General features: G+C 68.6%; 25 protein-coding genes and 1 tRNA gene. 11 read left to right on the forward strand and 15 right to left on the reverse strand.

The window, feature by feature from the left end; all coding sequences use genetic code 11:
• Positions 1–243 precede the first annotated feature (243 nt).
• From OHA21_RS27455 to OHA21_RS27475, 5 genes are all read left to right on the forward strand, one after another.
• On the forward strand, positions 244–1,530 hold the full coding sequence (locus OHA21_RS27455) for a PP2C family protein-serine/threonine phosphatase (RefSeq protein WP_328459578.1): 1,287 nt from the start codon (positions 244–246) through the stop codon (positions 1,528–1,530).
• Positions 1,531–2,270: 740 nt separating this feature from the next.
• Positions 2,271–2,450 carry a hypothetical protein gene (locus OHA21_RS27460; protein ID WP_328459580.1) on the forward strand — a complete coding sequence of 60 codons (180 nt, stop codon included), beginning with the start codon at positions 2,271–2,273 and terminating at the stop codon, positions 2,448–2,450.
• Positions 2,451–2,535: 85 nt separating this feature from the next.
• Positions 2,536–2,772, forward strand: a complete 237-nt coding sequence (locus OHA21_RS27465; RefSeq protein WP_328459582.1) for a hypothetical protein — start codon at positions 2,536–2,538, stop codon at positions 2,770–2,772.
• A gap of 331 nt (positions 2,773–3,103) precedes the next feature.
• Positions 3,104–3,898 (forward strand): GAF and ANTAR domain-containing protein, encoded by a 795-nt coding sequence (locus tag OHA21_RS27470; RefSeq protein WP_328459584.1) that lies wholly within the window; start codon positions 3,104–3,106, stop codon positions 3,896–3,898.
• Positions 3,899–3,937: 39 nt separating this feature from the next.
• On the forward strand, positions 3,938–4,669 hold the full coding sequence (locus tag OHA21_RS27475) for a GAF and ANTAR domain-containing protein (RefSeq protein ID WP_328459586.1): 732 nt from the start codon (positions 3,938–3,940) through the stop codon (positions 4,667–4,669).
• Here OHA21_RS27475 and OHA21_RS27480 read toward each other — a convergent pair.
• Positions 4,629–5,084: a hypothetical protein gene (locus OHA21_RS27480; RefSeq protein WP_328459588.1), complete on the reverse strand. Its 456-nt coding sequence runs from the start codon at positions 5,082–5,084 to the stop codon at positions 4,629–4,631. The two genes, OHA21_RS27475 and OHA21_RS27480, sit on opposite strands and share 41 nt — an antisense overlap.
• A 144-nt stretch (positions 5,085–5,228) precedes the next feature.
• Positions 5,229–6,248, reverse strand: coding sequence for a fatty acid desaturase family protein (locus OHA21_RS27485; RefSeq protein WP_328478563.1), 1,020 nt, complete (start codon positions 6,246–6,248; stop codon positions 5,229–5,231).
• 288 nt (positions 6,249–6,536) lie between these two features.
• Here OHA21_RS27485 and OHA21_RS27490 point away from each other — a divergent pair, with 288 nt between their 5' ends.
• Entirely contained in the window at positions 6,537–6,962 is a 426-nt protein-coding gene (locus OHA21_RS27490; protein WP_328459590.1) for a DUF5994 family protein, read from the forward strand.
• A 162-nt stretch (positions 6,963–7,124) separates the two neighbouring features.
• Here OHA21_RS27490 and OHA21_RS27495 read toward each other — a convergent pair whose 3' ends face one another.
• Genes OHA21_RS27495 through OHA21_RS27505 form a run of 3 tightly spaced genes read right to left on the reverse strand, consistent with a single transcriptional unit; the run spans position 7,125 to position 9,104 of the window.
• Positions 7,125–7,427, reverse strand: a complete 303-nt coding sequence (locus tag OHA21_RS27495) for a hypothetical protein (protein WP_328459592.1) — start codon at positions 7,425–7,427, stop codon at positions 7,125–7,127.
• Between the two features lie 55 nt (positions 7,428–7,482).
• Positions 7,483–8,415, reverse strand: a complete 933-nt coding sequence (locus tag OHA21_RS27500; protein WP_328459594.1) for an ATP-binding protein — start codon at positions 8,413–8,415, stop codon at positions 7,483–7,485.
• Positions 8,412–9,104, reverse strand: coding sequence for an SUMF1/EgtB/PvdO family nonheme iron enzyme (locus OHA21_RS27505; RefSeq protein ID WP_328478565.1), 693 nt, complete (start codon positions 9,102–9,104; stop codon positions 8,412–8,414). The genes OHA21_RS27500 and OHA21_RS27505 overlap by 4 nt, the downstream gene beginning before the upstream one ends.
• A 368-nt stretch (positions 9,105–9,472) precedes the next feature.
• On the opposite strand from OHA21_RS27505, the gene OHA21_RS27510 reads away from it, so the two are divergent.
• The gene (locus OHA21_RS27510) at positions 9,473–10,411 is read left to right on the forward strand and encodes an ATP-binding protein (protein ID WP_328478567.1); all 939 of its coding nucleotides are present in this window, start codon (positions 9,473–9,475) and stop codon (positions 10,409–10,411) included.
• A gap of 91 nt (positions 10,412–10,502) precedes the next feature.
• Here OHA21_RS27510 and OHA21_RS27515 read toward each other — a convergent pair whose 3' ends face one another.
• Positions 10,503–11,390, reverse strand: coding sequence for a nitroreductase (locus tag OHA21_RS27515; RefSeq protein WP_328459596.1), 888 nt, complete (start codon positions 11,388–11,390; stop codon positions 10,503–10,505).
• A gap of 297 nt (positions 11,391–11,687) precedes the next feature.
• Positions 11,688–12,362, reverse strand: coding sequence for a DivIVA domain-containing protein (locus tag OHA21_RS27520; RefSeq protein ID WP_328459598.1), 675 nt, complete (start codon positions 12,360–12,362; stop codon positions 11,688–11,690).
• Between the two features lie 264 nt (positions 12,363–12,626).
• Here OHA21_RS27520 and OHA21_RS27525 point away from each other — a divergent pair, with 264 nt between their 5' ends.
• Positions 12,627–12,797 (forward strand): hypothetical protein, encoded by a 171-nt coding sequence (locus OHA21_RS27525; RefSeq protein ID WP_328459600.1) that lies wholly within the window; start codon positions 12,627–12,629, stop codon positions 12,795–12,797.
• Positions 12,798–12,929: 132 nt separating this feature from the next.
• Here OHA21_RS27525 and OHA21_RS27530 read toward each other — a convergent pair whose 3' ends face one another.
• From OHA21_RS27530 to cmk, 4 genes are all read right to left on the reverse strand, one after another.
• Positions 12,930–13,928: a class I SAM-dependent methyltransferase gene (locus OHA21_RS27530; protein WP_328459602.1), complete on the reverse strand. Its 999-nt coding sequence runs from the start codon at positions 13,926–13,928 to the stop codon at positions 12,930–12,932.
• A gap of 597 nt (positions 13,929–14,525) precedes the next feature.
• Positions 14,526–14,599, reverse strand: a tRNA-Pro gene (locus tag OHA21_RS27535).
• A 51-nt stretch (positions 14,600–14,650) separates the two neighbouring features.
• Entirely contained in the window at positions 14,651–16,087 is a 1,437-nt protein-coding gene (gene der, locus OHA21_RS27540) for a ribosome biogenesis GTPase Der (RefSeq protein WP_328459604.1), read from the reverse strand.
• On the reverse strand, positions 16,084–16,764 hold the full coding sequence (cmk, locus tag OHA21_RS27545) for a (d)CMP kinase (RefSeq protein ID WP_328459606.1): 681 nt from the start codon (positions 16,762–16,764) through the stop codon (positions 16,084–16,086). The genes der and cmk overlap by 4 nt, the downstream gene beginning before the upstream one ends.
• Positions 16,765–16,908: 144 nt before the next feature.
• Between cmk and OHA21_RS27550 the strand changes: the two genes are divergently transcribed.
• Together OHA21_RS27550 and OHA21_RS27555 are read left to right on the forward strand one after the other, a co-directional pair.
• Complete coding sequence (locus OHA21_RS27550) at positions 16,909–17,571, forward strand: enoyl-CoA hydratase-related protein (RefSeq protein ID WP_328459608.1); 663 nt, start codon at positions 16,909–16,911, stop codon at positions 17,569–17,571.
• 405 nt (positions 17,572–17,976) lie between these two features.
• Positions 17,977–18,309: a TM2 domain-containing protein gene (locus OHA21_RS27555; protein WP_328459610.1), complete on the forward strand. Its 333-nt coding sequence runs from the start codon at positions 17,977–17,979 to the stop codon at positions 18,307–18,309.
• A 14-nt stretch (positions 18,310–18,323) separates the two neighbouring features.
• Here the strand turns inward: OHA21_RS27555 and OHA21_RS27560 are convergent, their stop codons facing one another.
• Genes OHA21_RS27560 through OHA21_RS27570 form a run of 3 tightly spaced genes read right to left on the reverse strand, consistent with a single transcriptional unit; the run spans position 18,324 to position 19,966 of the window.
• A complete protein-coding gene (locus OHA21_RS27560; protein WP_328459612.1) occupies positions 18,324–18,803 on the reverse strand; it encodes a MarR family winged helix-turn-helix transcriptional regulator in 480 nt (159 codons plus the stop codon).
• Positions 18,804–18,828: 25 nt separating this feature from the next.
• A complete protein-coding gene (locus OHA21_RS27565; protein WP_328459614.1) occupies positions 18,829–19,305 on the reverse strand; it encodes a deaminase in 477 nt (158 codons plus the stop codon).
• Between the two features lies 1 nt (position 19,306).
• Entirely contained in the window at positions 19,307–19,966 is a 660-nt protein-coding gene (locus OHA21_RS27570) for a GTP cyclohydrolase II (protein ID WP_328459616.1), read from the reverse strand.
• A gap of 254 nt (positions 19,967–20,220) precedes the next feature.
• Here OHA21_RS27570 and OHA21_RS27575 point away from each other — a divergent pair, with 254 nt between their 5' ends.
• Positions 20,221–20,967: a hypothetical protein gene (locus tag OHA21_RS27575; RefSeq protein WP_328459618.1), complete on the forward strand. Its 747-nt coding sequence runs from the start codon at positions 20,221–20,223 to the stop codon at positions 20,965–20,967.
• 1 nt (position 20,968) lies between these two features.
• Here the strand turns inward: OHA21_RS27575 and OHA21_RS27580 are convergent, their stop codons facing one another.
• A complete protein-coding gene (locus tag OHA21_RS27580; protein ID WP_328459620.1) occupies positions 20,969–22,204 on the reverse strand; it encodes an MFS transporter in 1,236 nt (411 codons plus the stop codon).
• Positions 22,205–22,222 lie beyond the last annotated feature (18 nt).

Consider the following 22,222-nt stretch of genomic DNA (forward strand, 5'->3'; position numbering starts at 1 on the left):
CGGCGGGCAAGAGCAGCAGCCTGGCCGTCGTGCCTCACGGCTCCAGGCTAATAGGGCAACCGACTCACCTCCATAGTTCCCGGCCCTGACGTGCAGGCACGTCACTGGAGTCGATGGGCAGGTAGGCGGCGTACCCCTGATAGCGGCTGTCCCATGAAGGCCGTGGGTCGGTCATACTGACGTGGACCGGTTACTGGTCAACAGCGTGCGAACGACCAGCCGGCGGCGAAAGAGGTACACACCGTGACCGCTGACGGGCGCAGGGGCGTCGCGTCGCGACCGGGCAACTTGGATCGGCTTTCCAGCGGGTCCGAGGCCGACGCGTCGGTCGCCGGCATCGTCATCCTGCTGATCGAGGACGACCCCGGCGACGCGTTCCTGGTCCAGGAGTACCTCGCCGACAGCGACCTCGACGCCCGCCTGCACCACGTCAGCACCCTCACCCAGGCCAGCAACAGCGGCTACGACCCGGAATGTGTCCTGCTGGACCTGCACCTACCGGACGGTCAGGGACTACAGGCCCTGCGCCTGGTGCTGCAACGCTGGCCGCAGGCCGCGGTGCTGGTGTTGACCGGCCTCAACGACGCCGGAACGGGTTCGGCGGCGGTCGCGGCCGGCGCCCAGGACTACCTCGTCAAGGACCAGGTCGACGCCGCGGTGCTGTCGCGCACCATCCGCTACGCGGTGCAGCGCAAACGCGTCCAGGGCGCCGAACGGCGGATGCGCGACAGCCGGCTGCAGGCCGAGGAGAACACCCGCCTGCAGCGTGGCCTGCTCCCTACGCCGCTACTGACCGACAAGACGGTGAGCGCGGTCAGCCGATACCTGCCCGGCCAGCAACGCTCGCTGCTCGGCGGCGACTTCTACGACGTCGTGCAAACCGCCGACGGGACAGTCCACGCCCTTATCGGCGACGTCTGCGGCAACGGCCCCGACGAAGCCGCCCTCGGGGTCGGCCTACGGTTCGGCTGGCGCACCCTGACCCTCGCCGGCCTGCGCAAAGCCGACCGGATGCGCCTGCTCGAACAGGTCCTGGTCGCCGAACGACCCCACGACGGCATGTTCGCCACCGTCTGCACCGTCGGCATCACCCCCGGCCGCGGCGAAGTGGTCTTGCTCAGCGCCGGGCACCCAGCACCGTTGATCATCACCAGAGACGGCGCCTACCCCGCCCCCACCACCTACGGGCCAGGGCTGGGCATGGCGCCCGGCCGAGCCCGCTGGACCGAAACGCGCACCACCGTGCCCGACGGCGCGGGACTGCTGCTGTACACCGACGGCGTCATCGAGAGCTTCTGCGACGACGGCACCCGCCTCGGCGAAGAACGCTTCATCGAACTCGCCGCCCACTTGGCCACCATCGACGACCCGCACGAATACGTCGACACGCTGCTCGCCGACATCCAGGCCGCCGACGCCGGCCGCCACAGCGACGACACCGCCATGCTCTACCTGCGCTGGCCCTCCGGAGCGCCGGCTTCGGCGAACGCTGACGACCACCGGTCGCACCATGCCGCGTCAGGCCGGTAGCGCCCGCCTATGACTTATGTGCCGGCATTTCCGGCGCGTGGGCGTGAAAGCTTGGAATCGACCAGGCCGCATCGAGTTGATATCAGGGGTCACCGGTATCAGACCTGGCCGGAGAGGGCCGCTGATCTCCGGACGCCACGACGCCCACGCCGTACTGTTTCCGATTTTCCTCGACACTGTTGTCAACGACGTCCTGCTCGCGATCTCCGAACTGGTACAGAACGTCACCCAGCACACCGCTGGCGGTGGGCATTTTCATGCTCACCTGGGACGACGACGGCATCATCGTTGAGGTCCGCGACTGTGACCGGCACCCGCCACGCCCACGGTCAGCCGACGGGTCTCGTACCGGCGGCGGGGACTGCTGCCGGCCTCCGGCATCTGCTCCCGGTTCCGGGTGCTCTACCAGGTCGACTACATCGAGCCGGATACGCAGCGCGTCCGCTACTCGGCCTGGCACTGATCCACGGCTCGGCGCTGCGCGTGGCGCAGCGCCGGACCTGATCTCCATGCTGGCTGACAGGAACGGGCGGGCTGGGGCCTGCGCAGGCTGGATCGCCGACCTGATCGACGAAGCCGCGAACCCACCGAGCGCGGGCCTGTCAGTCGTCCAGCTCGGTGCGTCTGTCCTGAACCTCCGGAGGCGGCCGTCCCGATGGATACTGACCGGCGTCCGATTCGACTAGCTTGAGGGCATGGCGTCCACTGTGCTGCGAGTCCGGCTCATAGGCGGCGATCGCATGGACATCACATACGACGATCCCGACGTCACGGACGAGGAGACGCTGATCGACCGGATGATCTCCACGCTGGCACAGGATTCGGGAGTGCTGCACACCCGGCATGCTGATCGGCTCGTCGTTCTCTTCGGCCGAGGCGTCGCCGCGGTCGAGGTCGCGCCTCGTGGTGCTGTGATCTGACGACAATCGTCCAGCCGGGACCCTTCGGGGAAGGGCGCAAACGCAATCGTCACGCGAGCGGCGAAACCTGATCAGGCGTTTTCGTGTGGGCCAGGACGTCAGCCCGCTTGCCGCGAATCCAGCAAGCTTCAGACACGAGGTGCGCGCCGCCCTCGGGGTGCTGATCGAGTGGGTCCGTGGCAGCGTGGAGGTGTCGAATGACGAATCCTATGCAGCGATGCTGCCCGGCGGCCAGACGGAGAGGGTTCCGGGTCGAGGAAGTAGAGCCGCTGAACTACAGTTTTCGCTGGTCGCTGACGGCGAGGTGACCTTCGCCGGCTGAGCGGTGAGCCGCCAGGTCACCGGGGTCGCGCGTCGCCGAGTCGTACGCCTCAGGGCAAGTGCGAAACCGCCGGTCCGCCACTGAGCCTCTCCTGGGAGTGGCATGTCGTGACCGGTTTCCCGCCTGGCGGCTTGCTCACCTCGACCCTACCCGGCCTAGCGCCGATTCGCCGATTCGAAGTGTGCCGCAAACCTACGTCGGCGTCGTGATGGCCAAGACGATGGCGGGACACGCGCCAGCTGACGCTGAGTCGCTTGCACGCGGGTGGCTGCGCGGGCCGGGAGTATGGTGAGACCCATCAGTTGGCTCATGCCGCCCTAGCCCCCGGCGTGTGCGCCGGGAAGGGGAAGGCTGTGCCCGTATTGACGCACGGCTCAGCCCGGCACTCTCGCGATGCTGCGTCGTCATGACTGCGGCCCACAGCGAGGAGGAGCGCAGGGCGCTCGCCCGAAACCTCATCGGCCGGCAGCCGACCGGCCTCGTCCTGCTGCAGCGGGTCTGCCGTGCCGCCGTCGAGGCGTTGTCGGCCAGCGGGTCCGGCATCAGTGTGATGACCGCCGACGGGACGCGGGGGGTGTGCGCGACCTCGGATCCGGTGGCTGAGCGCGTCGAGGAGCTGCAGTTCGTTCTCGGCGAGGGTCCCTGCATCGATGCCTTCGCCGCTCGCCGGCCGGTGCTCACGGCGGATCTGTCCGACCGTGCCGACGACCGATGGCCGATGTACGCTCCCGCTGCCCGCGCCGACGGCGTCCGCGCCGTTTTCGCGTTCCCGCTGCAGGTCGGCGCCGCCCGGCTCGGTGTCATGGACATCTTCCGCGATCGGGTGGGCCCGTTGAGCGGCGCGGAACTGCGGACGGCTTTCACCTTCGCGGAGCTCACCGTGGAAGCGCTGCTCGACTCGCACAAGAGCGAGGTCGCGCGTGACGGCGACGGCATCGCGGTTCTCGATGTCGGACGGCGCGCGGAGCTTTTTCAGGCGCAAGGGATGGTCATGGTGCAGCTGGGGGTATCCATCGGTGAGGCTCTGGCACGGATGCGAGCGCACGCCTATGCCGAGAACCGTCGTCTCGAGGACGTCGCCCGCGACGTCGTCGAGCGCCGGCTGCGATTGGACGGGAACAACTGATGAGCGGCTGTTTGGTACAGGTTTACCGGGAGGCAGGCCATGAGCACCGTTTCGGCTGAGCGGCTCGCGACGGTCTTCGTCGAGGCCGCCGACACTCTGGTCGACGAGTTCGATCTGCTCGACTTCCTGCACATGCTCACCGATCGGGCTCGCAGCCTGGTCGACGCGGCCGCCGCCGGGCTGATGCTCGCCGATGAACGAGGGCGGCTGGAGTTCATGGCGGGTTCCGACGAGAACGTCCGCCTGGTGGAGCTGTTCCAACTGCAGAACGACCAGGGACCCTGCCTGGAAGCGTTCCGGACCGGGCAGTCGGTGATCAACGTCGACCTCGCGGCGGCTACGGAACGCTGGCCCCGCTTCGCGCCCCGGGCGGCGCAGGCGGGCTTCCGATCCGTGCACGCGTTCCCTCTGCGGCTGCGTGCCCAGGTGATCGGTGCCCTGAACATCTTCGGCAGCTCCACCGGCGGAGACTTCGACCCCGCCGATGTTCCCATCATGCAGGCGCTCGCCGACGTCGCGACCATCGGCCTGATGCAGGAACGCACGATCCGCCGCAGTGAGGCGCTCACCGAACAGTTGCAGGGAGCCCTGAACAGCCGGATCATCATCGAGCAGGCCAAGGGCGCCCTCGCCCAGGTCCAGGGGATCGGCGTCGATGAGGCGTTCCGCCGGATCCGCGCCTACGCCCGCAACAACAACCGGCGACTGACCGAGGTTGCCGAGCTGATCGTCACCGATTCGACCGCCCTGCCCGGATTGACCCAGCCTTGACAGTCATCCTTGCCAAGGGGTCGCGGTTCGGGCGGTGAAACATGGCGGCGAACTCCAACTGAGCGTAGCCGGGCTGCTGCTGGTCGCGGTCCGGCCGCGGACCAGTGCGGACGTCCGCGATCCGCCGCCGCGCGATGCCGGTGATCCATGCGGCGACGTCGAGATCCGGCCCGATGTGGCAGCCCGCCAGCCACCACACCTCGAGGTAACTGGCCGCGAATATCTCGTCGCGGCTGTACCCGGGCGGGAGCTCCGCCAGGACAGCATGGACCGCCGCCGACGTACGGTCGAGAAGGATGAGGAAGGCTGGAATGCTGCTCTGTGAGATGGCGTCGAGCAACGCAACATCGCTGGTGCTGTCGGCGATGTCGGTGACGGGTGGCGGTTGAACCAGTCCGGGAACGAACAACCTCATCGGTGCTCCATGGCGTCGGCAGATCGGGTTGCCGCCAGGGTCCGGAGCGACGTGCGAGAGTTTCCCGCAAATGACGACGCTACGGCATCATCTCGGCCGAACGCGGTGTCTTCCCCCGTTGGGAGACGGCGGCCGGCGCTGCCGTCACCGTTGCGAGCGCAGCGGGGCGCCCACCTCGTGCAGGTGACGTAGTGCCTGCCGGTACGAATCGACCAGACTCGTCTCCTCGTAGGGGATGCCCGCATCCGTGCAGTACGCCTTGACGATCGGCCGGGCCCTGCGCAGGTTCGGGGCGGGCATCGCGGGGAACAGGTGATGCTCGATCTGGTGGTTCAGGCCGCCCAGGGCTGCGTCGATCAGCCGGCCGCCGGTGACGTTGCGCGAGGTCAGCACCTGCTTGCGCAGGTAGTCCTCGTCGCCGGTCGGATGCGGCATCCCTTTGTGGTTCGGCGCGAACGTCATCCCAAGGTAGACGCCGAACACCGCTTGATGCACCACGAAGAACGCGAGCGCCTGCAACGGGGACAGCACCACTAGCAGAACAGACAGGTACCCCACCACGTGCAGCGCCATCAAGCCGGCTTCCAGCCCTCGATGCTTCATGCCGGGTCGCTGGAGCGCCTTGATGCTGGAAATCCGTAGATCGATGCTGAGCAGCGTCAGCAGCGGAAAGAACAGCCCCGCCTGGTGACGATTGACGAAGCCCTTCAGACCGCGCCGGCCCACCGCTGACTCGGTGGCCCAGATCAGCAACTCCGGCTGCACATCCGGGTCGAGATCGTCATGGTTGGGGTTGTTGTGGTGCCGGGTGTGCTTGTCCACCCACCAGCCATAACTCATGCCGATGCCGACGTTGCCCACCATCCGGCCCACCAGCTCGCTGGTTCTGCGCGTCCGGAAGACCTGCCGATGGGCTACGTCGTGCGCCAGTAGGGCCACCTGCGCAAACACGACACCCATGAGTACGGCGACAGCCGGCTGCCACCACGACGAGCCAATCAAAAAGACGGCTGCCCACGCCGCGGCGAACATCACGGCCACGGCGGTCATCCGTACGGCGTAGTGGGCCGGCCGCCGTTCGAGCAGGCCCGCCTCGGTGACACGCCGGTTCAGTACGGCGAAGTCACTACCGGCCGCTCTCGGCCGCACGATCGCGGATGTCATGAATTGCGTGGTGCGGACGTGCCGGCAACAGGACTTGGGACGCACATCGCGCGACTCCCTCGCAACGGGCTCCCCGGACACGAAACCATCGTGCGGGCGAGCGGAAGCTGATGACGAAGGCTGCGGGAGTCTGGACAGCCGAGTGAGTAGAGAGTACCCGGCCACTCGCCCGGCAAACACTACGAACGCGCGTACGATGAAGCCACACCCGGCTTCTCGACGTCTCCTGACGAGCGCACCGCGCCCGCCCCTTGATGGCGCGGACGTCGCCGACAGGAAGGCACACCGATGGACCGGACCGCCGACGCCGCACGACTGCGGCTGGACCCCCACCCTTCCCGGACCACCGCTCTCGACGGAGCCTGGTGGCCACGCTCGACCAACCTGACCAACGAGCTCCCGGCGCTGGTGAAAGCCCTCTCCGACCGCCGGGGTGCCATCACGCACGTACTGATGAACCCCGCCGAGTGGGACCTTCCGCATCCCCCGCGGGCCGCCGCCGACCGCTCGGCGGCCCGACTTGGTTGGTACACCTCCCAGCCCGCCGGGCTGATCACGGTCATGAGCGATTTCGGACGCGACCGCTTCGACCTTCTGGTCATCCCGCCCGACGCGAGCCAGGGATCGGCTGACACCGCCCTGACCGCCGCCGCGGACAACGACGACAAACGCCGCGCACCCGAGCTGCTCGCCGGCATCGAGCGGGCCGGCTGATCGCCGCTGCCGCCCTACCGCTGCACCAGCGGTCCGGCAGCAGGCGCTTGCGGCCGACCGCCGGCGCCGCCACCGGGTCCGGCGGTGCCACTGCCGCGCCGACCGCGATGCCGGCGGCCAAGGTGGCACCGGCGACGAACCACGCGAAGCCCAGGCCGATCACTACCGCGGTGAGCAGAACCAGGAAAACCGAAAGGTCACCACGGTACGCAGGTTGCGGCGGATTCCGAGCAGCGAGGAATCCAGGGCCGCGCTGTAGAGCAGCGGCGGCAAGAGGAGCGTCAGCATGATCTCCGGATCGAGCGAGATGCTGGGTCCCGGCAGCAGCGCGTAGCCGATGCCGATGATCGGCAACAGCGCGGCGGCTGGCAGCCCGGTCCGGTTGGCGACCCACCGCATCGCCACGGCGACGGCGACGGCGACGGCGACGGCAAGGGTGAAAGCCACCAACACATGAACGCTCATGCCCTAATCCCCCACCGGGTGCGCGCGCACATGGGGCGGAGGCAGGAACGCGCCGCTATCTGTCCGAGTCGCCGGTCACCGTCGCCCAGACCACCTTGCCCCCAAGTGTCGGCATCGCTCCCCATCCCGCAGAGGCGGCATGAACCAGACCCAGACCGCGCCCACGCTCAGCGAGCGAAGGCTGCCCGCCATCACGTGCGGACCCGTCCGGGCGCGGATAGCGCATGTCACCGTCCCGGACAGCCAGGTGCAGATCGCGGCCGCGTCGGAACACGGTGATCACGAATTCGGTGCCGGCATGTTCGACCGCATTGCTGGCCAGCTCGGACATGATCAACGTGGCAGCAGGTCGCAGACCGGGCAGTTGCCACGTCTGACATGCCCGCGCAACCAGCTCACGAGCAGCCCGCACGGAAGCTGCTTGCGGCGCCAGACGGGTCTGCCACCAATGTTCGCGCAACAGCCTGCCGACGATCGCGATGCGGGCTTCCGCCATCGTGGCGAACAACAACGTCGGGTCCCACTCGTGATTTCGCAGCCGGTAGTCCAGCATCGTCGTCGACGGGGCGCAGAGCGCCAGGTGTGCCGGTGCCGGTCCGGACCGCGCCGTCCGCTGTGCCGCCACCCAGTACGGCAGGCTCACCCCATGCAGATCGCCGACATCGTGCAGATCGATGATGAGCGCCTCGGACGGCCCGGCCAGGCACAGCCGCAGACCTGCGGTGACCTGGCTGCCGAGCTCCCGTGACCACCGGCCGTGCACCTTCAATTCGACAACGGCACTGCTCGCATCAGCGATGACACCCACCGATATTCCGCGACCGTCGGTCCCCGCGGTAACCAGATAAGGCGGCCGAAGGGGCTGTGCCCAATGGCGCTGTTGCACGACGTCACCGCCGGCCGTAGCTGCACGCGATGCCCGAATCCGCCGGGACGTCAGCAGATGATGGGAGCAGGTCGGGGATCGCCTGCTCAGCCCCCGTCTCACCCGCAAAAATCGACGCGTGGTGCGCTACTACTGTCACGACTACTCCAGGGCGCCCGGCTAGAACGGTGCGCTGCCGAGGTCTGGAGCAGCGAGCGACGATGAGGCCACACCGCCACGGGACCAACGGTATACGGACCGGACGAAGATCGCTCCGATGGCGTCCACGCTTCAACTGTGCGCGCAGTCATCCACCACGGGTGAGGACAGGCGCCTACATCAGGCGTCCAGTCAGGCTGCGGTGAGCCGACCGTCGGCTGCGTCAGCGGAAGGAACGGTTGCATGGGCCTGCGTGAATACAAGCCGGGTACGACGTACTCAGGCCGGATCGAACGGACAACTGACGAGTCGAGCCCTGCATAGCAGGAGCCTGTCCGAGCGGCGCCCGGGTCACCCAACGTGCTGTTCATCGCCCTGGACGACACCGGATTCGGCCAGGTGGGCCGCCGCGCCCCGTCAAGCCCACCGCGCGCCGCGTACTCCCGCTCGGACTCACTCGGAAGCCGGCCACCGGCCCGGCGGCAACAGGCCCGGGCGTCCAGCCACGACACATGCACGACCGGGTGATCTCCCCGTCCGCCGATGTCCGATGTCCTACCCTCGGGGCGACGCCAGGAGGCGTGCGGCACCCTGCCACTACCAAGGTGCCGCGGCCGCCGCCGTCGGCGGGAAGTCGTCGGGCAGCAACCCACCGAACACGAACGACCATCCTTCCCGCTCGGCCGTCGTGACGTACCCGGTCGCCGCAACGAACACGGCACCAGCCGATGGATAGGTCTACTGTTGTCGCTGAGTGCACGTTTCGACGGACCGGCCGCACCGAGACATCCAACGGCGGTCGCCGTTGACACGCTGAGCGTGCGCACGATCGCGGCATTCGCTTCCACTAGCTGCCCCAGTCCCTGGTAGCCCTCCAGCATCAGTTGGCGCCATCCAGGAGTAGCTGATGATTCAGCAGAGCATGCACGATCGAGATGACGCCCATCCCTGCCGCGTCTGGGACCTTGTCAGCGCCCACGGCCCGAGTTTGACCGCACTGTGCCGCTCGGGCGTCGTCCTGATGCCGGGCATCCATGGGATCGGCCTATCAGCCCCGCCATTCCCCGGCCGACCGGACACAACGACTCCCCAGGTCCGATTCTCCAGCGATCAGGCCAGTGCCCGGATAGAATCCGCACAGGACGTGCTGCACGACGGCCCCTGCCATGACGCCGCCGCTACCCGCCAGCCCGTTCACGCCCCCGACCTGACCGACTCGTCATGGAGCGAACGCTGGCCGCGGTTCACCCCCGCAGCGCTGAACGCCGGCGTACGAGCCGTGTTCGCGCTGCCACTGCATGCCGGCGCCGTCCGGCACGCCGGAGCCGTCGACCTGTACCGGCGCACACCGGGCGCATTGCACGACACTGACCGCAACGCCGCGACGGCGTTCACCGCCGCAGCCGCCGAGTTGCTCACCCTGGAGCGCCTCGGCCTGGACTGGACCAGTGCCTTCACCCACGCCAGCCTCGACCAGACGATTCTCGCCCTGGCCGGTGGCACACTGGTCACCACCGGCCGAGGCCTGACCGGCGACCCCGGCGCTGCGCTGCCGCTGGCACGCTGGTTCGATCACGACTCGCTGCCCATGTTGCGCCGACAGGTTCACGCCGTCAGCGCTGCCCACGGCCTGTCCGGCGACGACGCCAACCGGTTCGTGCTGGCCGTCCACGAGGCGATGATCAACGCCATCGAACACGGCGGCGGGCTCGGCCAGTTACTGCTCTGGTACCGCGATGACCGCCTCTGGTGCGAAATAGGCGATCACGGCCCCGGCATCGGTACCACCCTGCGCTCCGCCTGTGACCCCGCCACCCGCCCGCGAGTCGGAACCCAAAAAAGGCGTCCCAGCGGCATGAAGCTCATCCAGCAGGCCTGCACCACCATGGAGATCACCACCGACTCCACCGGCACCCGGCTACAGCTCAGCTTCCAGCTCACCCATTCGGCACCAGGGTGAGGCGGCCAAGCCGACCAACGCATCGGCCGTCGCGAGGAGCGACACCCGGTGCGTGAATCCAACAGTCAGTTCCAGCCGGGCGCCGCCGCCGCTACCGGGCGGGATGCCGGCCCAGGCTCACCATCAGATACGGAAAACCCAGTTCGGGTACAACCCGTGCCAGCGCTTCGCGAGCCACCGCGAACTCGATCGGCGCGCTGAACGGCAGCACCGACACACCGAACGTCGACGCGACCAGCGAGCCCGCGGACAGCGCCTCGCCGGCGTGCAGCCAGTCGATCGCGTTATCGCGAGGGCCGTGCAGCAGGGCGAATGTCGCGGCCCGGTCGCGCCCGCAGGAAACGGTGGGCAGACGACCGCCGGGCGACCCCACGATCCGATCGTTACCGGCCCAGAGAGCCAGTTCCTTCTGCCATTGCGCGACCGCCGGCTCCAGGCTCGCGCTGTCGGCGGCGGCGACCGCGAGTTCCAGGATCTGATCAGGACGGAGCAGCCCGAGCCGCACATGTTGCGCCTCGAAGGCGGTGGCGATCGTGCGCAAGGTCGCCGGTTCGACCGGGTCCCCGGTGACCGGGTGGATGTCGGTATGGCGCAGGTCGATGACGCGGGCGAGCTCGGCGGTCTCCGCGTCCACCGGGGCCGGGCCGTCGATCCGCACGCGTGCCAGATGCGCGGGATCAGCGTCGTCGGGACTGCGGGTCACCGTGGCCCGCCAGCCGTGGGCCGCGAGCGTCAGACGGGCGTGGTGCAGTGCGGCGCCGCAGCTGATGGTCGCGAGCCGGGCATCCGGGTCGGTTCTCGTCGTCAGCCGGGTGTGGTCCACGAACAGATCCAGTGTCACGTCGGTGATCCGCCACTGCCACGGCTGTAAGTCATATGCCGAAGGCGCATGCCGGGCCGCGGCGACAGCCTGGTGGAAAGCCTCGTTGGTGATGTGGTGACTGACCGGGCGGGCCACGCCGACCGGGGCCGGCTTCATCGGACATCCCTCAGCGGCAGCGTGGCTTCGATGAGGCGCGGTTTCGGGTGACCTGGCAGCGTGCACCGGATGCGGGACTGGACGGCACTGGAAAACAGCCGGGTCGAGGCCATGGGATTCCCATCGTCGGGGACCAACGCGGGCACAGGGCCCTACCCCACGAACAGGGCGAGGACGAGGTCCACCGAGGCCGGTGAAGGCACAGACCGAGACGAAGTCCCGATCAAGGCCTACGGTACGCGTGTTCGGACGCCGATGACACTCGGATGCTGACCCGGCGGGCAACGCTCGGCGAGGTCACTTGCCGGCCGTGCCGTCGATGAGTCCTCCCTGGTGGTGCAGATGGCGTTTCAGGGCGCTGTGGTATCCCGCGGCCAGGCGAGTCAGATCGTCGATGTCACGGACCATGCGCGCCCGGCCGGTTGCCAGGTCGGTCGCCGCCTCGTTCTGCTGGTCGTGGGATCTCCGGTCGATGGCGGCGGCCGCGTCCCGGGCATCACGAAGCACGCGGCCGGCCTGCTCGCGGGCCTCCGTGAGCAGCATCCGGGATTTGTCCCGAGCCTCACCCACATACCCGTCAGCGGTGTGCTGCGCCATCCTCAGAACCCGTTCCGGGGACGCCTCGCCGCGGACAGTGGCCGCCGCAGCGGCGGCCCGGTACGCCTCGTCGAACTGCTTCCGTACGTGCCGGGCCTCGCGCTCGGCGCGGTCGCATGCTCGCTGGGCGTGCCCGAGTGCTGCCGTCGCCGCGGACAACTCGGCTCGGTCAACTCGACGTGGCCCGTCCGACGCTCTCACCGGTGCGCGGGCGTCGAGCCTGTGGCGCAACGCTTCGTTCTCCTCGAGCAGCCTGATCATCTCTCCGATGGCCTCGTCAAGGAAGCAGTCGACATCGTTCCCGTCGTAGCCACGCCGGCCGAGGGGAGCCTTCGCGAACTCCGTATTGTGGATGTCGGCCGGCGTCAGGGACATGATGCTCCTCGGGTCGCGGTGAAGGGTGCGATGCTGACCGTCGGGGGAGGCGGCGCACTGGAGCGAACGCCACTGTACGCGGATGACCGAGTCACCGCTGGCCGGCGAAGGCCAGTGTGGATCAGGCGTCGTGGCTGCCGGTCGCCGCCGGCTCCTCTTCAGGTGGTGCGCCGTCGGCTCCGCGCTCAGCACCCCATTCTGAGGTGGTGCCACGCCGGAACGGCCTCGCAGCCACATCCCACGAATCGAACGACAAGGATCTGCATGACACCCACGCACGACCAGGCCACGTTGTTCATGGCACCGACCTCCGGCCGGGACGCCGGAAGGACCGACCGGACACTGCCGGCGGCCGACCACCGAGCTGAGGCAATGCAGGCGCTCTGCCACCCGTTCGCGGTCCGCGCCGAACCGGCTACCGATTCCGTCCGCTGAGCGGTCACCGCGCCGCCATCCTGACCGGCGTCGCGCTGACAACCGCCGACCGGCTCCATCTTCTCAGAGAGCCCATCATGACCATTTCCAAGGCAGCCGTGATCTCCGTTCTTCGCGAGCGCGGCCAGCACGTCAGGGCAGACTTTGTCGACCGGAACTGCCCGACCATATCGACGTCTCCCGACATTGCGGCCTGCTCGCCATGCTCCGGCTCGATCCGGCCGATCTGACCGAGCCGGACGCCCGACCCGCCGGCTGATGGATCAGTCGCCGGACACGCTGAACGGGCTCTGGCACAAAGTTCGTGAATGCGGGCCGCCCAGGGGCGCCATAACCATCGATGTGGATGATCATGTCTGCGGTATAGCCATCATTCACTGGCCACGGACAGCCGTCGTGGTGAGCCGCGGCGTGGCAGTGATCGACAGAGGGTGAGGTCGGCCGGGTGGTCGATACCGCGCGCGTTCCAGCGACATCAGCCCGCGGTGTCCGACGCAAAGGTGATTCGCTGTCGTCGCGGCTCAGCGTCGCGACGTATCCCGGGATGACGACAGTCACGTCGCCTGCCGCGAAGACCGGTGCCAGCGTGTCCCGGCACCAGCCGCGGGCCTCCACGGCATTGCAGGCTCCGCGCGTGATCGCCGCTTCGACGTTGACTTCGCTGACCGTATCCCGCAGATAGGCGTCGAAGGTCGTCGGCAGCCGAAGCTCGACATCGGTGTAGTCCAGCAGCCGCAAGCCGCAGGGAGCAACTCGCGCGGGTCGAGCGGCCGCCAGCAAGCGGGCCAGGGAAACCGGCGCTCGAAAGCGGCGAAACCAATCCGCCAGCGCGTCCCCGCTCTCCGAGTGCCGGCCCTCGGAGAAGTCATAGAGCAAGAATTTCCCACCGCGTGCCAGCGCCCGCGCTGCCTCAGAGAGCGCCGGCCGGAGGTCGGCGTAGTTCAGCGAGCCGGCCGCCGTAACAAGATCGAACATCCCTGCCCCGAACGGCAACTGCTCGGCCGCGCCGATTACGAATTGGGCCTGCGGCGCGACGGTCCGACAATGCGCGAGCATGGCGGGGACGGCCTCCAGCCCGGACACGTGCTCGGCAAGCGGGGCCAGCGCGGCTGTGGACAGGCCCCGCTCCACACCCGACATCGAGTGCCCGACGGCGCGGTGATCGAGGCGGGCTGATCGCAGGATTTACTGATGGACCGACGGCCGGTCGAACGCATACGCGGCTGCCAGCCGCTCGCTGTTGTAGACGCTCGTCACGACTCCCCGACCCGTTGTCGTACGCCACCGGCACATCATCCGCGCGAGGTTAGTTGAGGGACTACCGAAGACAACCCCGGTCCACTTCCGCAACCCTGCCACCGACCACGACCATGGATCAAGACAAGAAACTGGCCTCGCCGGAGATCACCGTACGAGCATTCGTGTCACCAGGGTGTCGCGATCATCCATAATGGACGACCTCTGCGGCGTTCGAGCGCGCCGCCCACATCAGGGAGCCCGCCAAGCACGCCACACCCGAGGAGACGCTGCCCAGCCCTACTGGCGAGGATCGCGGCCGGCCAGCCGGACTGAGCACGAAGACCCACCCGAGAGACGCTGAGGAGCAACACGATTGAGACAGTTCCACCGAAACCGTACGCACGTACGGGCAAAAACACGTGTCGCACACATGCAATCGCATTAAGGTCGACAAATGCAAAAGGCCAGCTACGCTGGCCTTTTGTTAAGTCGGGCTGACAGGATTTGAACCTGCGACCCCTTGACCCCCAGTCAAGTGCGCTACCAAGCTGCGCTACAGCCCGATCCCGCCCCGAGCCTCAGCCCGGCGCGACATCTCCTAAAGCCTACCAACCTCAGCCGTGCGCCTTCCCGCGACCCCCCGGCCCGGTCTTCTTGCGCGGCTTCACCGAGATCTCCACCGGGGAGCCCTCGAACCCGAACTCCTCACGCAGCTTGCGCTCGATGAACCGCAGGTACCCGGCATCGAACGGCCCCGTCGTGAACAGCACGAACCGCGGCGGCGCCACCCCGGCCTGGGTAGCGAACAAGACCCGCGGCGCCCGCCCACCCCGCACCGGGTGCGGCGTCGCCTGCGTCAGAGCCGTCAGCCACTGGTTCAAAGCACCGGTCGGAATCCGCTGCTCCCACGAGGCCAGCGCACGGCGGATGGCCGGCGCCAGTTTGTCCACCGCGCGGCCGGTCTTGGCTGAGATGTTGACCCGGACAGCCCAGGTCACCCGCTTCAGATCCCGGTCGATCTCCTTGTCCAGGTAGAACCGGCGGTCCTCATCCACCAGGTCCCACTTGTTGAAGGCGATCACCAGCGCCCGCCCGGACTCGATCACCTGGGTGATGACGCGCTGGTCCTGCTCGCTGATCACCTCGCCGGAGTCCAGCAGCACGACCGCCACCTCAGCCGCTTCCACCGCCCCGGCAGTGCGCAGCGACGCGTAGTACTCCGTACCCGAAGCCTGATGCACCCGCTTGCGCAGCCCCGCGGTGTCGACGAACTGCCAGACCTCGCCGTCCATCTCGACCAGGCTGTCGACCGGGTCGACAGTGGTGCCGGCCACCGAGTCGACGACCGCGCGCTCTTCGCGCGCCACCCGGTTCAACAGCGACGACTTGCCGACGTTCGGCCGTCCGACCAGGGCGACACGACGCGGACCTCGCGGCCCGCCCTCGGTCACCGGCGGCGTCGGCGGCAACGCGGCCAGAATGTCATCCAGAAGGTCACCGGAACCACGGCCGTGCAGCGCCGAGATTGTGTGCGGCTCACCGAGGCCCAGCGACCACAGGGAAACCGCTTCGAGCTCGAGGTTCTGGTTGTCCGCCTTGTTGGCGACCAGGATCACCGGCTTGTGGCTACGCCGCAGCATCTTCACCGCGGCCTCGTCGACGTCGGTGGCGCCGACGGTCACGTCGACCACGAACACCACCACGTCAGCGGTCTGCACGGCGATCTCGGCCTGGGCGGCGATCGCCGCGGCCCGGTCACGCGCGTCCGGTTCCCAGCCGCCGGTGTCGACGACGGTGAACCGGCGCCCGTTCCACTGCGCGTCATACGGAACCCGGTCCCGGGTCACGCCGGGCACGTCCTCCACGACCGCCTGCCGGCGGCCGATGATCCGGTTGACCAGCGTCGACTTGCCGACGTTGGGGCGGCCGACGACGGCCACCACGGGAACCGGGCCCTGAAACTCGTCGGAGGACGACGAATCAGAAGAGGGAGAGAGGTCGAAACCACCCTCGAAATCGTTGAGATCGAGGCCGGCGGGAAGCTCAGTCACTTACTTACCTTGCTGTTGAGCAGTTCAAGAAGGTGGGCGACAACCTCGTCGATGCCCATGCCGGTGGTGTCCACCTCGAGGGCGTCGGAGGCCTGCCGGAGCGGGTCGACCGCCCGGCTGGAGTCGAGCTTGTCGCGACGGGCCAGGTCGGCCTCGGTTGCGGCGACGTCGGTGGCGTCCTCGGCGCTGCGCCGAGCGGCGCGGGCAGCGGCGGACGCGGTCAGGTAGACCTTGAGGTCGGCGTCGGGTGCGACGACCGAAGCGATGTCGCGGCCCTCGACGATGATCCGTGGGTGCGAGGCGATGATCGCCTGCTGCAGCGTCACCAGCTGCTTGCGGACCGCGGGGACAGCGGCGACCGCGGACACCGCGGAAGTGACCTCGGGGCCGCGAATCGGGGCGTCGACGTTGGTGCCGTTCGCGGCGAAGTGTGGCGCGGCGGGATCCGTACCGATCGACAGCTCGGTCTCCAGCGCGATCTTGGCGATCGCCTCCGGGTCCGTCAGGTCGGCGCCGCCCTGCAGAACTGCCCAGGTCACCGCCCGGTACATGGCGCCGGTGTCGAGATACACCCCGTCGACGGCCGCGGCGAGCCGCCGGGAAACGGTGGACTTGCCCGAGCCCGACGGCCCGTCGACGGCCACCACGCACTTCTCCGGCCGTTCCTGAAGAGCCACCGTTCCTCCAACCGTCCCCAACACCAACCCTCCCATTGTGCCCGCCCACGCAGTCATCGACGAACCGGGGCTGCATGCAGCAGATATCGACGAACCCGCCGGCTTCCGCTATGTTACTGATGAGTAACTACGAAGGGGGCCGCAATGCCGCAGCTCGACCGCCACGACGACGTCTACGTGCTCAACCTCGGTGACACCGAGAACCGACTCCACCCCGACCAGATCGCCGCCCTCAACACCCTGCTCGACGAGATCGAGAAGGGCCCCACCCCGGCCGCGCTGGTCACCACCGCCACCGGCAAGCACTACAGCCTCGGCCTCGACCTCGACTGGCTCGGTGAACACCCCGATCAGCGCGTCGCGTACGCCAAGTCTGTTCATGAATTGCTCGCCCGCGTGCTCACCCTGCCCATGGTGACCGTCGCCGCCCTGCAAGGGCACACCTTCGCCGGCGGCGCCATGCTGTCGCTCGCCCACGACCTGCGCGTGATGCGCGCCGATCGCGGTTTCTGGTGCCTGCCGGAAGCGGACATCGGCCTGCCCTTCACTCCCGGCATGAGCGCGCTGATCCAGGCCCGCCTCACTCCACAGGCCGCGCACGAGGCCATGATCACTGCCCGCCGCTACGGCGCCGAGGAGGCCACCGACCTGGGCATCATCGACCGGGCCGTCTCGGAAGACGCCGTGCTGAGCACGGCGATCTCCCTGGCTCAGGCCCAGGCGAGCAAGGCCGGTCACGCTCTGCGAATGATCAAAACCCGCATGTACCCCAGCGTCCTGGATGCCCTCGCCCTTTCCACCATCTGATTTGTATGCACGACCCGCTCAGCCCAGCGCAAAAGGCAAGTCGCCCCACCGTCTTCCCGAACCGCAACAAACGCGACCCTGCCCCCTCACGAGCCCGAATCCCGGCCCGGTCAAGATCAACCCCGGCTGACGCCCAGTGTCGCTTCCCGTGCGTTCAGCCAGCACTGACCGTCAGCCAAGCAACCCCGGCTGACGGTCAGCGTCGTGTGCGAACAGCTGAGGCAGCAGTGGCGGTCAGCCGAGCCCATTCGGCTGACGGTCACGGTCGCTTGCGGGCGACTGAAGCAGCAGTGGCGGTCAGCCGGGTGCTCGTGGCGCGGCCTGCGGCAGAACGCGGGGCAGCGAGGTGGCGGGGCGCGGCTGAGCGGCCTGGGCGGGGAAGGCGCGCCCGGCTATGGTTCGCCGATGAGCTTGGGGCGATCACTGCCGTCTGCGGTGCCGGTGGGGCTGCCCGAGTGGGAGAAGTACCGGCTTCTGCGGGCCGAGTCCGAGTACGCGTCGGTGCGGAAGGACGCGCGGGTCGCGTACGCAATGTGGTGTTTTGTGGGGTTGATCGGTGGTCACCGCTTCTACCTGGGTGACACCGGGCGCTCGATCGCGATGCTTTTCACGCTCGGCGGATGCGGGCTGTGGACTCTGCTGGACGTCTTCTTCGTCGGGCGCCGGGTTCGGGCTGTCAACCGTGACCGTCGCGCCGCGATCATGGCCCGCTACGGCATCGTCGATCAGACGCCCTGACCGCTGCGGGTGGGTCAGGTGCCCTGGTTCAGGGTGGGTAGCAGCTTGGCGGTGATGGCGCCGAGGCAAGCTACGTCGTCGGCCGTCAGGTGGTCGAAGATCAGGCGGCGGACTTCGGCTACGTGGCCTGGGGCGGCGGCCTCCAAGGCGGCCATGCCGGCGTCGGTCAGGCAGGCGATCTGGCCGCGTTTGTCGCTGCGGCAGGCCTGCCGGGTGACCCAGCCGCGTTGTTCGAGGCTGGCTACCGCGTGGGACAGGCGGCTGGTGGTGCTGCCGACCACCCGGGCCAGGTCGGTCATCCGCATCGAGTGGCCCGGCTCGTGGCTGAGCATGGCCAGGATCTGGTAGTAGGCGTGCGGGATTCCGGTCTCCTCCCGCAGCTGCCGGTCCAGGGCGGCGGGCAGCAGCATGAGCAGCTGGGCGACGTTGACCCAGGTCTGCTGCTCCCCGTCGGTGAGCCAGCGGGGTTCGACAGCGGGTCGGGTGTCGGTCACCTCATCATCCTCGCCGATCTTCAGTTCAGGGCGCGACCGCTGGGGCGAGCACGTGGGCGTTGGCCTCGCGGACGTGGTGGGCCAGGTCGGGGAGTTCGAGGACGTCGATGCCGTGGCCGCGCAGGGTCTCGACGCCGTCGCAGTCGGCGAACAGCAGGGGTTCGCGCAGGGCCAGGACCACCCGGTTGATACCGGCGGCCAGGACCAGGTTGGTGCAGGACGCCGGCCGGGAGCGGCGGGTCGTGCACGGCTCCAGCGTGGTGTAGATGGTCGCGCGGGAGAGGTCGGCGCCGGGAAGTTTGGCGAGGGCCACCTCTTCGGCGTGGTGAGTGGGGTCGATCTCGCCGGTGTAGCCGGTGGCCAGCACGGTGCCGTCGTGGTCGACGATCACGGCGCCGACGGCGTAGCGGGCGGCCACGAGCGGCGCGGTGCGGGAGACGGTGATCGCAGCGTGCATCCAGTGCCGGTCGGTGTCGGCGGTCACCGAAACAACAGCGGTCATATCAGCCGGCCAAGGGGAGGTCGAGGGTGTGGGCGGTGTGGTCGCGCTTCGCGGCCAGGTAGCGAGCGTTCGCGTCGGACAGGTGCACGCCGGTGCGGATCTGCTCGGTCACCGCGATGCCGAGCGTCTCCAGCTGGGCGGCCTTGTCCGGGTTGTTGCTGAGCAGGCGGATCCGGTCGGCGCCCAGCGCGGCCAGCATCTGCGCGGCGGGCGTGTAGTCCCGCTCGTCCTCGCCGTGACCGAGGGCCAGGTTGGCCTGGTAGGTGTCGAGGCCGGTGTCCTGCAGCGCGTAGGCGTCGAGCTTGGCGTACAGGCCGATGCCGCGGCCCTCCTGGCGCAGGTAGAGCAGGAAGCCGCCGGTCTGGGTGATGCGCTCGACGGCCTCGCGCAGCTGCGGGCCGCAGTCGCAGCGCTCGCTGCCGAAGACGTCGCCGGTGAGGCACTCGCTGTGCGGGCGGACCAGCGGGGCGGGACCACCCAGCGCGGAGCCGGCCAGGGCGGCGCGCCAGTCGCCGAGGGCGAGGGCGAGGTGTTCGCGGCCGTCAGCGAGACCGGTGAAGGTGTGCACTTCGGCGCTGGTCGTGTACCCGTCGGGGAACCGCAGCGGGACGACGACCCGGGTGCGCACCCTGGCCAGCGGTGTTCCCAGCGCGATCGTCATACCAAACCCCCATGTTGTTGAAGCTTCACCAAGCATCGTCCGGCGATGTTGAAACTTCAAGAACGATTTCGGTGGCGAACGCCACCCCCTGTTCCGGCGTCCCACGCAATCGGCAGCGGGGCGGCGCCACCCAAGGGGAGTTCCGAAATGCAACCACACGTACACCGGAGCAGGGTCGACTGCTGTCGATGGACGTGGCTAGAGTGGCCTGCTTTGGCGCTATTGGTACCGGCGCCGCACGACGGGGAGGTTTTGTGAACAAGCGACTGATGCGTGGCGGTATAGCACTGGCAGCGGCCGCGGTGCTGGCGATGACCGGCTGCGCCAACAACCAGGACGCGAGCACGGGCGGAGACACCCAGGCGGCGGCCGACACGTCGAAAGACCCGAACGAGGCCCTGGTCGCGGCGGCCACCAAGCTGCAGGAGCAGTCCTACAAGGCGGTCATCGACATGGGCGACTCCGGCAGCTTCCAGGGCGTGCTGGACCCGAAGAAGAACGTCAGCGAGTTCAGCATGGAGAACACCGCTGACGGCGAGACGCTGAAGACCGAGATGCGGACCGTCGACGGCGTCACCTACCTGCGGATGACCATGCCGGGTGCGGAGATCCCGGGGATGGACGGCAAGACCTGGCGCAAGATGGGCGGCGAGGGCGGTCCGGGCACGCTCGGCAACTTCGACGCCTCGCAGTACGCGAAGAGTCTGGAGACGGCGGCCGACGTGAAGTGGGCGGGCGCCGACACCCTGACCGGGACGATCGACCTGGCCAAGACCGGCAAGCAGATGGGTCTCGGCGCGGCCGACATCGCCAAGCTGCCGCAGCCGACGATCCCGTTCGAGGCGAAGATCGACGACGAGGGGCGGCTGACCCGCTACACGATGACCATGCCGGCCGCGCCGGGCGCCGAGCTGCCGACGAAGATGGACGTCACCTACTCCGAGTTCGGGGTGCCGGTCGACGTCAAGGCACCGGCCGCGAACGAGCTGGCGAAGGAGTAGGTCAAGGCTCCGGCTGCGAACGGACTCGCGACGAAGTAGCCGGTTCGAGACCGGCGCCGGTGCCCGCAGCCGCCCGGCGCCGGCTCGACACCACCGGCTCCAGCAGGACCACGACCAGCGCGGCGAGCGTCAGCCCGGCGCCGGCCAGCGCGGTGCTGCGCACCCCCGGCTCGGGGATCAGCACGCTGCCGAGGAACGCGCCGGCGGTGATGCCGACGTTGAACGCGGTCGACGTACCGGCCGAGGCCATGTCGGAGCTGGTCGGCGCGGTCTCCAAAGCCCGCACCCCGATCCCGGCGGCCATCCCGGCCAGCGCGAACCCGGACAGCCCCAGCGTGATCGCGGCCCCGACCTGCGACGTGCCGAACGCCCACTGGCAGCTCAACGCGACGAACTGGACGCCGATGAAACCGACCATGGTCAGCCAGCCGTTGCGGCCGACCACCCACCCGGCGACGAACACGCCGACCAGCCCGGCGAGCCCGCGCACGAACAACATCGGGCTGACCCCGGACTCGCCGAACCCGGCGACGTCGGTGAGGAACGGGCTGACGTAGGTGAACATCGTGAACGACCCGCCGACCGCCAGCGCGGTGTAGACGACGATCGCCCAGTAACGCCCGACGTCCGGAGCACTGCCGCGCGCGGTCTCCCGCTCCCCCGGCGGCGCGCTGGGCATCAGCACGACCAGGGTGATCAGGATGAGCAGGCTCAGGCCGCTGAGCGCGAGAAAGGCGATCTGCCAGCTGGTCTGCTGACCGAGCCAGGTGCCGACCGGGACGCCGGCGAGAGCGCCGAGGGAGCTTCCGGCGTACAGAATCGACAGTGCCCGCGGGCGCACCTGCGCGCGGAACAGGGCCGCCGCGGCCGGGGTGATGACCGCCCAGAAGATCGCCTGGCTGAGTGCGGTGACCACCCTGGCCGCCATCAGCGGCCCATAGCCGTCGAGGAACGCGCACAGCGCGTTCGAGACGGCGAAGACCGCGAGCAAGGCGCAGATCAGCAGCTTGCGCGGGATGCGCTGGGTGACTTTGGTGAGCGGCACGGAAGCGACGACCACGACCAGGCCGTAGACCGTGACCAGTAGCCCGACGGCGGAGACGGTGCTGCCGAGATCGTCGGCGATCAATGGCAGCAGGCCGATCGGCAGAGTCTCGGCGGTCACGTAGGTGAAGGTGGACAGCGTGAGCGCGATGAGCGACAGCACCGCGGGGGCGCTGCCGAGCCGGGATCTCATAGGGATTCCCCTTACCCG

The organism is Actinoplanes sp. NBC_00393, from assembly GCF_036053395.1.
Taxonomy (GTDB): domain Bacteria; phylum Actinomycetota; class Actinomycetes; order Mycobacteriales; family Micromonosporaceae; genus Actinoplanes.

Excerpts from the sequence above, each read along its gene's own strand:
- OHA21_RS27475 (WP_328459586.1), top strand. The coding sequence starts at position 3,938 with ATGAGCACCGTTTCGGCTGAGCGGCTCGCGACGGTCTTCGTCGAGGCC.
- OHA21_RS27580 (WP_328459620.1), bottom strand. The coding sequence starts at position 22,204 with ATGAGATCCCGGCTCGGCAGCGCCCCCGCGGTGCTGTCGCTCATCGCG.
- OHA21_RS27520 (WP_328459598.1), bottom strand. The coding sequence starts at position 12,362 with ATGTCCCTGACGCCGGCCGACATCCACAATACGGAGTTCGCGAAGGCT.
- OHA21_RS27550 (WP_328459608.1), top strand. The coding sequence starts at position 16,909 with ATGCCGCAGCTCGACCGCCACGACGACGTCTACGTGCTCAACCTCGGT.
- OHA21_RS27510 (WP_328478567.1), top strand. The coding sequence starts at position 9,473 with ATGCCGGGCATCCATGGGATCGGCCTATCAGCCCCGCCATTCCCCGGC.
- OHA21_RS27480 (WP_328459588.1), bottom strand. The coding sequence starts at position 5,084 with ATGAGGTTGTTCGTTCCCGGACTGGTTCAACCGCCACCCGTCACCGAC.
- OHA21_RS27515 (WP_328459596.1), bottom strand. The coding sequence starts at position 11,390 with ATGAAGCCGGCCCCGGTCGGCGTGGCCCGCCCGGTCAGTCACCACATC.
- OHA21_RS27460 (WP_328459580.1), top strand. The coding sequence starts at position 2,271 with ATGGACATCACATACGACGATCCCGACGTCACGGACGAGGAGACGCTG.
- OHA21_RS27490 (WP_328459590.1), top strand. The coding sequence starts at position 6,537 with ATGGACCGGACCGCCGACGCCGCACGACTGCGGCTGGACCCCCACCCT.
- OHA21_RS27485 (WP_328478563.1), bottom strand. The coding sequence starts at position 6,248 with ATGACATCCGCGATCGTGCGGCCGAGAGCGGCCGGTAGTGACTTCGCC.
- OHA21_RS27570 (WP_328459616.1), bottom strand. The coding sequence starts at position 19,966 with ATGACGATCGCGCTGGGAACACCGCTGGCCAGGGTGCGCACCCGGGTC.
- OHA21_RS27495 (WP_328459592.1), bottom strand. The coding sequence starts at position 7,427 with ATGAGCGTTCATGTGTTGGTGGCTTTCACCCTTGCCGTCGCCGTCGCC.
- OHA21_RS27565 (WP_328459614.1), bottom strand. The coding sequence starts at position 19,305 with ATGACCGCTGTTGTTTCGGTGACCGCCGACACCGACCGGCACTGGATG.
- OHA21_RS27525 (WP_328459600.1), top strand. The coding sequence starts at position 12,627 with ATGACACCCACGCACGACCAGGCCACGTTGTTCATGGCACCGACCTCC.
- OHA21_RS27555 (WP_328459610.1), top strand. The coding sequence starts at position 17,977 with ATGAGCTTGGGGCGATCACTGCCGTCTGCGGTGCCGGTGGGGCTGCCC.